Below are 13,306 nucleotides of genomic sequence, written 5' to 3' on the forward strand. Positions count from 1 at the left end.
GTTAATTAACTCCTAGATTTTTTGTTATGGGAATTTTAATTGAAAACCGGCAACCATGCGGCTCGTTATGCTCAACAGTAAGTGTACCTCTTAGCTGTTCAACAGACTCTTTCACAATAGTTAAGCCAAGCCCACTGCCTTGCAGCGTAACATTTTTACTGTGTTTACCTTGATAAAATGCGCTGAAAATTTGAGTTTTTTCTTGCTCTTTAATACCGCACCCTTTATCAAGTACAGCAATGCAAAGTTGGTTTTGCTCAAGCGCTAAATTAATAGTAACGCTTTGCTTATCTTGTGAAAATTTTAAGCCATTTGAAATAAGCTGAATTAAAATCATCTCAATAAGCTCACTAGGTAATGCAAGCTGTTTATTAGGTAAGTTATTTTGCCATTGCAGAGCTTGCTGACGCGCACTTAAGCGATGTTCAAAATGGCTATTAATTTTATTAATAAGATAGCTAAACTCAACTTCGCTTAGGCTGTCTTTACTGGTGCGAATCGCATTATAACTCAGCAGGCTGTCAATCATTGTGCGAAGGCGCACCATAGATTGGCTAATAAGCTCAAGCACTGCTTTTTGCTCAGCAGTAATTGGGCCTACTATTTCATCAGTTAGTAAGTCAGTGCCTTCGACCATTGAAGCAAGCGGCGTTTTTAGCTCATGGGTAACATGGCGTAAAAAGGTATCTTTTTGCTGCTCAAGCATATGAAGTTGCTCTTGCACCCATTGGAGTTTTTCTCCTAGCTCAACTAGCTCAGCGGAGCCTTTTACAGATATTTTTTGCTGCCAATGCCCCTGCCCTAGTTTATCAATAACTGTAGTTAACCCTTTTAGTCGCCCACTTATACGCCATAAAAAACCACCACCAACAATTAAAGTAAGTGGAATAAGTGCCACCAGCCAGTTTATAAATGAAGTTTGTAGGCTTGTAAGCTCATTTTGGTTATTGGTAATTTGCGCTTCATTTTTATCACGTAACCATAAAGTAAGCTCAGCAACTAAATCGCTCACTGGCACAAATAGCTCCGCTTGCTGTTGTTTTTTCTCAACAAGCTCTACATGCGCTGTTTGTAAGGTGGCATATAAGCGTTGCCATTGGTGGGTGTAATCTTTATCCGTGTTTACAAATTTAAGTTCATCAATACTTTGCAGGGATGATTGCCATTTATCGACAATGAGCTTATCTAACGATTCGCTTTTTAATACCCAGTTTTGCCTAGTGGCGCGCTCAAGGCTGTTGAGTTCTTGTTTTAGAGTGTTAAACGATTTGGTAACTTGGTAGTTGTTACTCACGATACTTTGAGTCACTGCTAATTGCTTGTTAAGCGCATTTAAAAATACAATCACCACTATAGAAAGCGGGAGTAACGAAAGCAGCATACTCATTGCAAATTGCCCAATTAAATTAGGCCGCCAGTTAAGCATTGCATGGTATTTTTTAGCTATGGTTGCTGGCATTTCGTTTAGTCCTTTTAAGTTAAGCGTTCTATTATTAAGTGCTTACCTTATACACTAGCTGAACCAGCAATTATATTTAATACGATTAACAGCCAGCGCTACAAAAACAATGTGTCGCCAAATAGAGACAACGTAAACCATTGATTTTTAAACCCTACCTTTAATCTCACTACATAGTGTTGCAAAAGGCACACAAAAATTACAATAAACCCCGTAAAAACTTCCCACCTCTTTCAAGTTAAAAACATAAACACTTGAAAATTAACAATAATTATTTTTGGCATCATTTTTGTAGTAGGAGTAATAACTTTAATCAATAAGGAAATAATTATGAACAAACGCATTTTAGTAATTTCATCATTACTGGCTTTAGGCTTTTTAGGCGCTAACGCACACGCAATGGACGTTCACGCGACTTTTAACGAGCTTGATAAAGACAGTAATGGCACATTAAGTGAAGCCGAAGCAGGTGAAGATGCCGTGTTACACGAGAATTTTTTACAAATTGATACTAATCAAGATGGGCAATTGTCGCTAGATGAATTCAAAAAATTTATTCAATAAACTCATTTAATAAGGAACGTGATTATGAAACAACTTATAGCCGCTTTTTCATTAATGTTTTTAGCAATTAGTGCCACCGTAATTGCATCGCCAACAAACGTGCGCTTTGCCCATTTAGATAAGGATATGGACGGGCAAATATCAATTGTAGAAGCTAAGGAAGACAAGGAAGTAATGAGACAATTTGCCGACTTAGATGAAGACGGTGATGAAAAAGTCTCAAAAAAAGAATTTGAAAGCTTTAAGCCTTAATGAGTAATTACTGATTAAGCTTTACTTAAGTTTGTTACAAGTAAACTGAATTTAAAAGCATTTGCCATAATCCCTGAGGGAGTGTGTAAAAGGATTTAATGTTGGGAGTTAAATTACGGCAAGTGCTTTTTTCCTTTTTATTTTATTTTAGCCACGAACTTTTAATACATCTTTTGGAAGGAAAACCATGAAGATACTTTCCCTTGTTATAAGCATTTTAATGCTATTAAGTTTTGATGCCGCGGCACTTGATGTAAAGCAACGCTTTGATCACCTAGATAGCGACAAAAGTGGCTATTTAACACACGACGAACTTGATCCCCAACCACAACTTTTAAACACCTTTGTAAAATGGGACAAAAACCAAGATAACCAAATTTCGCTAGTCGAATTTAAAAGTTATCTAACTAACAACCTTTACTAAGTGATTTGTATGAAAAGTATTAGCTATATAACGCTGCTGGCGTTTAGTATTTTTAGCACATTTAGTTTTGCCGCAAGTAACGACATTGCAAAGCAATTTAAAAAGCTAGATAGGAACAAAGATGGTTTTTTATCACGCTCAGAAACCGCTATAGACCCTGCTTTGTGGTCACGATTTTCAAGCTACGATAGCGATAAAGACGGTAAGTTAGCACTAAACGAATACGGTTTATATGCAAGTAAGTAGTTTTGGGCTCACCATAAAATCCATTTTAGTACAGGTTGCTTACTTTCATTGTTAGCTGTCGGTTTCCAGTGCCATAAGCTTATAGAAGCTGCAGCATAATCATCAAATACTCCCTCAGGATAGGACTAAATGACACTATACCCTTGAGCACTACCTTGTGAGTTAACTAATACAGACAACTCAACACAATCTGAAATACTTTTCTTTGCGGCTTTTAGCATCATGCCCAAGGGGAGTAATAAATAGAGGGTTTCCTTATGCTTTATTGATTGTTTTGCATACTAAATAATCACATTAATTACCTATTTTGTAAACAGTTAATATAGAGAAAAACATTAAAATGAGGTCTATCAATTCATTGGTATTATAAAATCAAGTTTGTTAATGTAAGTAAATTAGCAATAAAAATTAAGTAACTATGCCACTCAAAAAAATAATCAAACCACTCATACTAGCCAGCCTTTGCGCTAGTTCTAGCTACACTCTCGCACAAACAAAAGTAATTTATAACGCCAATGGTTATACCCCTTTATACAAAGGTGAAGTACAGCAGTTTTCTACCCTCGTCATTAAAAATGGCAAGGTCGTTAAGCTAGGTAGCGAAACACTTAAAGATAGCTACCCAGATGCCAAGCTAATTGACGCACACGGTAATACCTTATTACCTGGCTTAATTGATGCTCATGGGCACGTTATTGGCCTTGGCGATAATTTATCGCAACTTGACGTACGTGGCGCAAAATCGGTTGATGAAGTAACAAATAAACTAAAAGTATTTGCCGATAATAAACAAGGTTGGATTATAGGGCGAGGTTGGAACCAAGAGCTTTGGGCTGATACACGCTTTCCTACGGCTAAAGATTTAGACAAAGTAGTTAGCGAACGACCTGTGGTGCTTTCTCGGGTTGATAGTCACGCCATTTGGGTTAATTCAAAAGTGCTCGAACTTGCTGGTATTACCGCCCAAACAAAAGCCCCTGAAGGCGGTGAAATAATTAAAGACGAATTTGGCAATCCTACAGGTATTTTTATCGATAAAGCAGAATCGCTAATTGCCCAGTATATGCCAGCCCCTTCAAAACAAGATATAAGTGACTCACTAGATGCAGCAGGTAAGCATTTATTAAGTTTAGGCATTACCTCTACTCACGATGCAGGTATTGATAAAACCACATGGGAAGTTTACAAAGAGCGCGGCGACCTTGGTAATTTGCCATTACGTATTGTGGCAATGCTAAGTGGCGCAAGCCCTGATTTAGGCACAATGTTAAAGGCAGGCCGATACCACGATAAAAATGACTTTATGGAAATTCGCAGTGTTAAAGTTTACGCCGATGGCGCACTTGGCTCTCGCGGAGCCGCTCTGATTGAAGAGTATGCAGACAGACCTGGTCACCATGGCTTAATGCTTGAAACACAAGGAAAACTCGAAGCGCTCTTTACACAAAGCTTTAAAAGCGGCTTTAGCGCAAATACTCACGCAATTGGCGATAAAGCAAATAAAGTAGTACTTGACGCCTATCAAAATGTGTTTAAAAAAACGGGCGGTATATTACTACGTAACCGAATAGAGCACGCACAAATTGTAACGCCTGAGGATATCCCTCGCTTTAAAGCGTTAAAAATAATCCCTTCAATGCAGCCGGTGCATGCCACCTCTGATATGCATATGGCAGAGCAGCGTTTAACTGGAAAGCAACTAAGCGGCGCCTACGCGTGGCAAACATTTTTACAGCAAGGTTCGGTTGTTGCAGCAGGGTCTGATTATCCTGTAGAGCTTGCAAATCCATTCGACGGTTTGTATTCAGCCATTACACGTATGGATCATAACAAACTACCTGAAAACGGCTGGCGTGCAAGTGAAGTACTAAGCCGCGAAGATGCATTACGTGCATTTACTCTTGGTGGCGCCTATGCGGCTCATCAAGAATTTCAGGTGGGTAGTTTAGAAACAGGTAAATGGGCAGACTTTATTTTAATTGATAAAGACTACTTTAAAATACCTGTTGACGAGATATATAAAACCAACGTACTACAAACATGGGTTGCAGGTAAGCTACGCTATAAAAAAGAAGAGGTTACAAAAGCACTATAATAAAAAATAAACAAATTAATTATTAAATTTAATTAAAGTAATCAAAAAGTGTGTCGATAAGGAGGAGTATTTATAAAATCCCCTTATGTTTCAGGAAGAAAACATGTTATCAAAAAAAATAACTCTTACTTTATCGGCACTTTTTACACTGTCGCTTTCGGCGTGTACTACTCATCCTGTTTATAACGGACACGCGCCACATAACAATATTGGCTATAATAACGTTCATAACCGCTATGCTACAGACCATCAACCACGCGTTAATAACTGGCAATTTCCTGAAAATAATTATCGCCCAATTAACAGCAGTAAGTTATTAAGTAATTACACTGAGCAATTAGCAATGAAGCTAATTGAGAATATGAATTACATAAATAGCGGTACGCCTATCGCTATTACCTCGTTTGTAAATTTAGACGATAACCTTCAAACAACTAATATTTTTGGTAATCATTTAGCTGAAAGCTTCATTACTGAATTACAAGAATTTGGTTTGTCTGTTGTTGATTATAAGCATACAGGTACAGTGCATGTAACACCGATGGGTGATTTTTCGTTTAGTCGAAATGGTAAAGATATTAAAGGGTATCCACATATTGAATACACTTTAACTGGCACGCTTACATACACTAACCGTGGTGTTATTGTTAATGCCCGAATTATTGGTGCGAAATCTAAAGTAGTGGTGTCATCAGCTAAAGGGTTTATTCCAAGTTTTGTAGTTGAGTCTTTGTACCCTACTCGCAGAACTGATGGAATAGTATTAGACGCAATTCAATAAAAGCAAAAAGGGTTAACGCTAGTTAACCCTTTTTTGTTTGTGTAGCGAAGTGCGTTTAACTAAACATCTCTTTTACATCATTTAGCATATCGTTGTATTCATCGCTTGTGAACAGCTGCATAGACGGTATTACACCTTTATCTATGTATGTTTGCAGCGCCGCCGATTTATCAGTAACTTGTAGCGTGCCCTCTAAAATAGCCCCTACTCGAATAAAGTCTACATAACTAACCTTCTCTGGTTTGTAACTTGGGTCTGCCCAGCTATGAGCTACATCTACAAACTCTTTAGGAAACTCCCAAGCTTGCATAATTGATGAGCCTACCTTCCCGCTAAGTTTTTGAATTGCATGAGCTAAAAAGCTTGGGTTAGCAAACACTTCAGGATGGCGCTCTGCCTCGGTTAAAATTGGTAAAACACCAATATTATAAACAAGTGATGCTAATGTAATTGAATCACGGTTTAACGAAGTGTGTTTATTATTTTTTAGGTAAAATTCCATGAGTGATATTGAATGACTCGCAACTGTTAGTGTTTTTTGCCAAGCCTTGCTCATGTAACCTTTAATTAGCTCATTATTTGATACAAACAGTTGCTCCATAGCCATAGCAGTTGCAATATTTTTAATCTGACGCAACCCAATTCGAGTCACTGCTTGTTGTAAATTGGATACTTTTACAGAACGTCCCATAATCGCACTATTGGCTACTTTTATCATTCGAGCTGAAAGCGCGGGATCTTGCGAGATCACATCTGACATTTGCATTAAATTCACATCAGGGTTATCAGCAGCTTGGCGAACCTTAATCGCTACCTCAGGTAGCGTTGGTAAAACGAGAGTATCATTATTTATTCTATCGACTAAAATCGTTAATAAAGCATTTTCTGTAGACATAAAGTCGCCATCCTTTTGTGTTCAGCCTGTAAAGTAACTGCAAACTCAGGCAGTTATTTTCCGTATTCGTAATATAATTAGTATTATCTAACTTACCGATAAAGTTAAGGAAATTACAGAAGTTTATTTTTATTTCTGATGCGTTAACGCATATGTTTGCCTTACAACACCAAATACTTGCTATTTACCAATTAGTTTTGCTTTAATGCACACACAATAAGGAAGCGTTTGTACATATTTAGTCTTTAACCAAAGCAGTACAAATTATCAAACTTACTTTTCCACAGGCAATATAATGAACTTAAATAAAATTAGCCAAGCAATTGCGCTTTCTGGTGTCGTTTTTCTTAGTGCATGTTCTGAACAAGCGCCGCCTTCTACCGACAACACAGCCACAGAACTTGCTCAAAAAAGCAATGCACAATCAGGCCCTGAGCTTATTAACATAGATAAGCAACGTTTAGATATTTACACCGACTTTAGCTTAAAAAGTGATTTATCACATTTGAGCGACAATCAACGAGCGATGGTTGCAAAACTTATTGACGCTTCAAAAATTATGGACGAGTTATTTTGGAAGCAATCTTTTGGTGAAAATAAAGATGTTCTTTTAGCAAAGTTAAGCAACGACAAAGTACGTAAATTTGCCGATATTAACTACGGTCCATGGGATCGTTTAAATGGCGATGAAGCGTTTTTATCCAGCTATAAAGAAAAACCTCTTGGCGCACAGTTTTACCCTGCTGATATAACTAAAGAAGAGTTAAACAATGCAGATGTTGAAGACAAAACTGGGCTTTACTCTGTAATTAAGCGTGATGAGCAAGGCAAGCTTTACAGCGTGCCATATTCAAAAGAATACGCTGATGAGCTTACAACTGCCGCCGACCTTTTACGTCAAGCAAGTAAACTTGCTGACGATAAAGAATTTGCTAATTACCTAAATCTGCGTGCTGATGCTCTACAAAAAGATGACTTCCAAGTTTCTGACTTTGCTTGGATGGACATGAAGAACAACCCAGTAGATGTGGTTATTGGTCCAATTGAGACCTATGAAGATCAATTATTTGGTTACCGTGCTGCTTATGAGTCTTATGTACTTATCAAAGATTTAAAATGGAGTGAACGTTTAGCTAAGTTTGCAGCATTTTTACCGGAACTTCAAAAAGGCTTACCCGTTGATGCTAAGTACAAGCAAGAAGTACCAGGCTCTGACGCCGACTTAAATGCATATGATGTTGTTTACTACGCTGGGCATTCAAACGCGGGTAGTAAAACAATTGCAATTAACTTACCAAACGATGAGCAAGTACAGCTAGAAAAAGGAACTCGTCGTCTGCAACTTAAAAATGCGATGCGTGCCAAGTTTGATAAAATTCTAGTACCAATTTCAGAGCAGTTAATTGTAGCTGAGCAACGTAAACACATTACTTTTGATGCATTTTTTGCCAATACGATGTTCCACGAAGTGGCTCACGGTTTAGGTATTAAAAATACAATTACTGGTAAAGGCACTGTTCGTCAATCACTACAAGAACACGCAAGTGCGCTTGAAGAGGGTAAAGCCGATATTTTAGGCCTGTACATGGTTGAGCAGTTGCTTAAAAAAGGCGAGATCACTGAAGGCACACTTGAAGATTACTACACTACGTTTATGGCGGGTATTTTCCGTTCAGTACGTTTTGGTGCATCGAGTGCGCATGGACAAGCAAACATGATCCGCTTTAACTTTTTTGCACAAGAAGGCGCATTTTCTAAAAATGAAGCGGGTTTATACAGCATTAACATGGAAAAAATGAGCACTGCTATTGCTAATCTTTCTCGCTTAATTTTGACCCTACAAGGTGATGGCGATTACGAAAAAGTAGATCAACTAATTGCAACGCATGGCGATATAAAAGAAGAACTTGCTAAAGACTTAGAAAAACTAAGCAAAGCAAATATCCCTGTAGATGTAACGTTTAAGCAAGGTAGGGAAGTTTTAGGGCTTAAATAAGTTTAGTTAAACTTAGCTAACCCCTAAAAAAGCGTTGCAGCTTAAAACTGCAGCGCTTTTTTTAACTCTGTAATTTTTACATCTGTATACGGCACAGCTGGGTACTTACCCCAAATTGGCGCAGGCCAAGCAGCATCAGTAGTAAAGCGTGCAATATGGTGAATATGTAATTGCGGCACCATATTACCCAAAGCAGCTATGTTTAACTTATCAGGGCTAAACACATCCACTAATAATTTACTTAGCTTGGCTGACTCTTTTAAATACACAATTTGATCATCCTCAGATAAATCAATTATCTCTTTTAAGTTAGCCTGCCTAGGCACTAATACAAACCACGGATATTGGCTGTCGTTCAATAAAAGCACTTTACACAGTGGCCAATCGGCAAGCTCTATACAGTCACGTTTAAGTTCTGGCGCTAGTTTAAATTCAGGGTTAGTCATTGTTATGTCCTACTTTGTCTTTAATAATCGCCACTTTATAGCATTTAGTTGCAGTTGCACACGCTTGGCTTTACCATCAAAGCAATATTTATAATAAGCTAAGGCAACCTTGTGCTAAAAAAAATAAAACACCTCTCACTAGCCCTCCCGTTAATGGTTGGCGCTATTAGTGTTCAAGCAAAACCTTTATCATTGGAACGTATTTTTGACGATCCAAGCCTTTCTGGTAAATCACCTGTACAACTTAAATTTTCGCCTGATGGCAGCCGTGTAACTTATTTACAAGGCAAAAGCGATGACTACAACCGCTACGATTTATGGGAATACAATCTAAAAGATAACACCAACCGTGTGCTAGTTGATTCAGCAAAGTTATTTTCAGGCCCAGAAAACCTATCTGATGAAGAAAAAGCACGCCGCGAACGCCAACGTATTTTTGGTAAAGGGATATTAGAATACAAATGGTCTAAAGACGGTAAAGCACTTTTATTCCCACTTAACGGCGACCTCTACTATTACGATTTAGCCTCTGCTAAAAGTAAAAAACTAACCGACACTGAAACATTTGAAACTGATGCGCGCTTTTCACCTAAAGGTAACTACGTATCGTTTATTCGAGAGCAAAATCTATTCGCTTTAGAGCTTGAATCAGGTAAAGAGATTCAACTTAGTAAAGATGGCGGCGGTGTAATTAAAAACGGCATGGCCGAATTTGTAGCTCAAGAAGAAATGAGCCGCATGACGGGTTACTGGTGGTCAGGTGATGAAACTAAAATTGCCTATACCCGCGTTGACGAAACCCCAGTAAAAGAAGCTATCCGTAACGAAATTTACGCTGATGAAGTTAAATTATTTAACCAACGCTATCCGTTTACAGGTACCGATAACGTAAAAATTCAACTCGGTGTGGTTAAGCTAAATGATCAAAAAGTAGATTGGATTGATTTAGGTAAAGATGAAGATATTTATATCGCGCGTGCTAAGTGGCTAAAAGACAGCAATACACTGTCTTACCAATGGCAAAATCGCTCGCAACATAAATTAGAACTGCGTTTTTATAACAGCGAAACTAAAGCTCAAAAAGTAGCATTAACCGAAAACAGCGAAACGTGGATTAACCTACACTTTGATCTTGAGTTTTTAAAAGACAAAAAACACTTTGTATGGGCATCTGAGCGCGATGGTTTTAAACACTTATATCTGTATCGTACGAACGGTCAACTTGTTCGTCAAATCACCTCTGGTGATTGGACTGTTGATAGCCTAAAAGGCATTGATGAGAAAAAAGGCATTGTTTACTTTGCCGGCCGAAAAGATACACCGCTTGAAAGCCATTTATACAGCGCGCCTTTATTTAAAAAAGGCGATGCTAAACGTATCACCGAAAAAGGTCAGTACCATAATGTTGTGCTAGCAAAAGACAGCAAAGCCTTTATCGATAATAGCTCTTCTGATAATAAACCAAACTCAGCAGCGCTTCGCAAAGTAAACGGCGAATTTATTACATGGCTTGAAGAAAATAAGCTAGATAGTAACCACCCGCTTACTCCTTATTTAAGCGACTTAACAAAACCAGAATACGGCACAATTAAAGCCGATGATGGCCAAGTTATGCATTACCGTTTATTTAAGCCTAGCACCATTGCTGATGGCAAAAAGCACTCTGTCATTGTTAACGTATACGGCGGCCCGCATGCCCAACGAGTGACGAATAGCTGGCGCAGTAAAAACTTGTACTTTCAGTACATGGCGCAACAAGGTTATGTCATTTTTCAACTAGATAACCGTGGTTCTTACAACCGTGGTAAAAAGTTTGAAGATGCTATTTATAAAAACCTAGGCGTGGTTGAAGTTGCCGATCAAATTAAAGGCGTAGAGTTTTTACGTACACTTGATTACGTAGACCCACAACGCATTGGTGTTTATGGCCACAGCTACGGCGGCTACATGGCACTTATGACTATGTTTAAAGCAGGCGATTACTTTCAAGCCGGCGTATCGGGTGCTCCAGTAACCGATTGGGCATTATACGATACACATTACACTGAGCGTTATTTAGGTCACCCTGATACGAATGCTAAAGGCTACGAAGACAGCGCAGTATTCCCATATACCGATGGCTTAAAAGGCCCATTAATGATTTATCATGGAATGGCTGACGACAACGTATTGTTTACGCATTCAACTAAATTATTTAAACAACTGCAAGATAGCGAAAAACAGTTTGAAATGATGACCTACCCAGGCTCTAAGCACAGCCTACGTGGTAAACAAGTGCAAACGCACTTACATCAAACAATTACAAACTTCTTTAATCGTCATTTTGATGTTAAATAAGCAAATAAAGTAATTATAGACTAAAGGCTGATTGATAAATCAGCCTTTTTTTTGCATTAATGGTCTTGGGCCTAGATTAAACTCTCTTTTTAGCTACGCTTATTCAATGCGCTAAAGCGCACACTTTTTGAGGATAAATGTATGCCTAGTCTACGTAGTTTTAGTATATTCCAACGTTTTTCACTGTTAATAGCAATTGTAGTGCTTGGGCTAATAGTACTGAGTATATCCAGCTTGACTAACCAATATAACTCTCTTAAAAACGAGCAGTATATTAAAACACAAAATGTAGTAGAAACTGCTTATAGCATTATTGAACACTTTTATGACCTCGAGCAAAATAATTCACTCACTCAACTGCAAGCTCAAACGCAAGCTCTTAATGCAATAAAAGCACTACGATATGACAAAACCAATTATTTTTGGATAAATGATTACCAGCCTACAATGATAATGCATCCGATTAAACCTGCTCTCGACAGTAAAGACTTAAGCAATAATAAAGACCCAGATGGAAAGGCGCTCTTTGTGGAGATGGTTAATGTAGTCAAACGCGCTGGTGAAGGATTTATACCTTATAAGTGGCCAAAACCAGGTAAAGATCAACCAGTTGAAAAAGTAGCTTTTGTTAAAGGCTTTAATCAATGGCAATGGATTATTGGTTCTGGAGTGTATCTTGATTCAATTGATGAAGTATTTAGCGAGCAACGTAACCTAATCATAGTCAGTGCAATAATTATGATTATTGCTGTTATTTTACTTAGTTACTTTATAGGTAAAAGCATTCTAATACCTACTCGTTTAGCAGCGGATATGATGAAGGACATTTCACAAGGCGAAGGTGACTTAACCCGTGCCTTAAATGAATCAGGTAATGATGAAATATCTGAGTTATCGCGCTCATTTAATTTGTTTGTTTTGAAAATGCGTGAGTCACTAGCTCATGTATCCAAAAGTGCGAGTGATGTTAGCGATCATGCACATACAGTTGATGAATCAAGTAGAACCAGTCTCTCATTTATAGAACTACAAAATGACAGCTCAACCCAAGTTGCAGCCGCAATGGAACAAATGACCCATCAAATACATGATGTGAGCCGTAACGCCGAAGCCGCAGAGCAAGCTGCAAAGGATGCTGCAAAAAATGCATCAACGGGTAGAAGTGTAGTTACTCAAACAATTACAGCTATAGAAACACTCTCAAACAATATAGAAACAGTGAGTCGTGTAACTGCTGATTTGGCCAATGAAAGCCATAATATTGGTTCTGTGCTTGATGTTATAAGAAGCATATCGGAGCAAACTAACTTACTAGCATTAAACGCTGCCATAGAGGCTGCTCGCGCAGGAGAGCACGGCAGAGGCTTTGCTGTTGTTGCAGATGAAGTACGTACACTCGCGAGTCGTACGGGGCAAAGTACTGACGAAATTCAAACCATGATCACTAAACTACAAGAAGGTGCAAAAGCCGCAGTAGAAGCAGTTAAATCAAGCCAAGCGCTTTCGGTCTCTACCGTAGAGCAAGCTTCGTCTGCTAATACTTCACTTAATGAAATAGAACGACTTGTTTCAATCATTACCGAAATGAATAGCCAAATTGCACGTGCAACAGAGCAACAAACTCAAGCAGCTGATGAAGTTAATTTACGTATTAATGAGCTTTCACACTCAACAGAGCAATCACTTAATAATACTAAGCAACTTACAAGTACTAGCGATAACCTCAAGCAAAGTAGCCAAGAGCTATCTAGCATGGTCCATCGTTTTAAATTAGATTAATCGATACCGTTCTCATAAAATGCGAAAGCCCT

General features: G+C 38.3%; 12 protein-coding genes. 9 read left to right on the top strand and 3 right to left on the bottom strand.

The features are described 5' to 3' along the window. Nucleotide 1: 1 nt before the first annotated feature. Complete coding sequence (locus I6F40_RS04760) at nucleotides 2-1,459, bottom strand: sensor histidine kinase (RefSeq protein WP_024607488.1); 1,458 nt, start codon at nucleotides 1,457-1,459, stop codon at nucleotides 2-4. A 330-nt stretch (nucleotides 1,460-1,789) separates the two neighbouring features. Here I6F40_RS04760 and I6F40_RS04765 point away from each other — a divergent pair, with 330 nt between their 5' ends. The 6 genes from I6F40_RS04765 to I6F40_RS04790 all read left to right on the top strand — a co-directional run bounded on the left by I6F40_RS04765 (nucleotide 1,790) and on the right by I6F40_RS04790 (nucleotide 5,821). Beyond that, nucleotides 1,790-2,023, top strand: a complete 234-nt coding sequence (locus tag I6F40_RS04765; RefSeq protein WP_007581561.1) for a cag pathogenicity island protein Cag25 — start codon at nucleotides 1,790-1,792, stop codon at nucleotides 2,021-2,023. 24 nt (nucleotides 2,024-2,047) lie between these two features. Next, nucleotides 2,048-2,275, top strand: a complete 228-nt coding sequence (locus I6F40_RS04770; protein ID WP_007581559.1) for a hypothetical protein — start codon at nucleotides 2,048-2,050, stop codon at nucleotides 2,273-2,275. A 187-nt stretch (nucleotides 2,276-2,462) separates the two neighbouring features. Next, nucleotides 2,463-2,699, top strand: a complete 237-nt coding sequence (locus tag I6F40_RS04775; RefSeq protein WP_007581558.1) for a hypothetical protein — start codon at nucleotides 2,463-2,465, stop codon at nucleotides 2,697-2,699. Between the two features lie 9 nt (nucleotides 2,700-2,708). After that, nucleotides 2,709-2,945: a calcium-binding protein gene (locus tag I6F40_RS04780; RefSeq protein WP_024598659.1), complete on the top strand. Its 237-nt coding sequence runs from the start codon at nucleotides 2,709-2,711 to the stop codon at nucleotides 2,943-2,945. Between the two features lie 418 nt (nucleotides 2,946-3,363). Further along, a complete protein-coding gene (locus I6F40_RS04785) occupies nucleotides 3,364-5,040 on the top strand; it encodes an amidohydrolase (RefSeq protein ID WP_166378054.1) in 1,677 nt (558 codons plus the stop codon). Nucleotides 5,041-5,143: 103 nt separating this feature from the next. Beyond that, nucleotides 5,144-5,821, top strand: a complete 678-nt coding sequence (locus I6F40_RS04790; RefSeq protein ID WP_166378052.1) for a FlgO family outer membrane protein — start codon at nucleotides 5,144-5,146, stop codon at nucleotides 5,819-5,821. Nucleotides 5,822-5,876: 55 nt separating this feature from the next. Here I6F40_RS04790 and I6F40_RS04795 read toward each other — a convergent pair whose 3' ends face one another. Continuing rightward, nucleotides 5,877-6,716 carry an HDOD domain-containing protein gene (locus I6F40_RS04795; protein WP_166378051.1) on the bottom strand — a complete coding sequence of 280 codons (840 nt, stop codon included), beginning with the start codon at nucleotides 6,714-6,716 and terminating at the stop codon, nucleotides 5,877-5,879. 295 nt (nucleotides 6,717-7,011) lie between these two features. Between I6F40_RS04795 and I6F40_RS04800 the strand changes: the two genes are divergently transcribed. Beyond that, nucleotides 7,012-8,712 carry a dipeptidyl-peptidase 3 family protein gene (locus I6F40_RS04800; protein ID WP_197192555.1) on the top strand — a complete coding sequence of 567 codons (1,701 nt, stop codon included), beginning with the start codon at nucleotides 7,012-7,014 and terminating at the stop codon, nucleotides 8,710-8,712. A 41-nt stretch (nucleotides 8,713-8,753) separates the two neighbouring features. Here I6F40_RS04800 and I6F40_RS04805 read toward each other — a convergent pair whose 3' ends face one another. Further along, on the bottom strand, nucleotides 8,754-9,158 hold the full coding sequence (locus I6F40_RS04805) for an HIT domain-containing protein (RefSeq protein WP_166378047.1): 405 nt from the start codon (nucleotides 9,156-9,158) through the stop codon (nucleotides 8,754-8,756). Between the two features lie 111 nt (nucleotides 9,159-9,269). Here I6F40_RS04805 and I6F40_RS04810 point away from each other — a divergent pair, with 111 nt between their 5' ends. Together I6F40_RS04810 and I6F40_RS04815 are read left to right on the top strand one after the other, a co-directional pair. Then, nucleotides 9,270-11,495: a S9 family peptidase gene (locus I6F40_RS04810; RefSeq protein WP_197192556.1), complete on the top strand. Its 2,226-nt coding sequence runs from the start codon at nucleotides 9,270-9,272 to the stop codon at nucleotides 11,493-11,495. A gap of 141 nt (nucleotides 11,496-11,636) precedes the next feature. Continuing rightward, nucleotides 11,637-13,274 (top strand): methyl-accepting chemotaxis protein, encoded by a 1,638-nt coding sequence (locus I6F40_RS04815; RefSeq protein ID WP_197192557.1) that lies wholly within the window; start codon nucleotides 11,637-11,639, stop codon nucleotides 13,272-13,274. The last annotated feature ends 32 nt before the right edge of the window (nucleotides 13,275-13,306 follow it).

Origin of the sequence: Pseudoalteromonas sp. SWXJ133 (assembly GCF_015864365.1) — a bacterium.
GTDB lineage: Bacteria > Pseudomonadota > Gammaproteobacteria > Enterobacterales > Alteromonadaceae > Pseudoalteromonas > Pseudoalteromonas arctica.

Bases quoted from the DNA above. Each gene is read 5' to 3' on its own strand.
- I6F40_RS04770 (WP_007581559.1), top strand. From the start codon at position 2,048: ATGAAACAACTTATAGCCGCTTTTTCATTAATGTTTTTAGCAATTAGT.
- I6F40_RS04800 (WP_197192555.1), top strand. From the start codon at position 7,012: ATGAACTTAAATAAAATTAGCCAAGCAATTGCGCTTTCTGGTGTCGTT.
- I6F40_RS04790 (WP_166378052.1), top strand. From the start codon at position 5,144: ATGTTATCAAAAAAAATAACTCTTACTTTATCGGCACTTTTTACACTG.
- I6F40_RS04765 (WP_007581561.1), top strand. From the start codon at position 1,790: ATGAACAAACGCATTTTAGTAATTTCATCATTACTGGCTTTAGGCTTT.
- I6F40_RS04795 (WP_166378051.1), bottom strand. From the start codon at position 6,716: ATGTCTACAGAAAATGCTTTATTAACGATTTTAGTCGATAGAATAAAT.
- I6F40_RS04785 (WP_166378054.1), top strand. From the start codon at position 3,364: ATGCCACTCAAAAAAATAATCAAACCACTCATACTAGCCAGCCTTTGC.
- I6F40_RS04775 (WP_007581558.1), top strand. From the start codon at position 2,463: ATGAAGATACTTTCCCTTGTTATAAGCATTTTAATGCTATTAAGTTTT.
- I6F40_RS04780 (WP_024598659.1), top strand. From the start codon at position 2,709: ATGAAAAGTATTAGCTATATAACGCTGCTGGCGTTTAGTATTTTTAGC.
- I6F40_RS04815 (WP_197192557.1), top strand. From the start codon at position 11,637: ATGCCTAGTCTACGTAGTTTTAGTATATTCCAACGTTTTTCACTGTTA.
- I6F40_RS04760 (WP_024607488.1), bottom strand. From the start codon at position 1,459: ATGCCAGCAACCATAGCTAAAAAATACCATGCAATGCTTAACTGGCGG.
- I6F40_RS04805 (WP_166378047.1), bottom strand. From the start codon at position 9,158: ATGACTAACCCTGAATTTAAACTAGCGCCAGAACTTAAACGTGACTGT.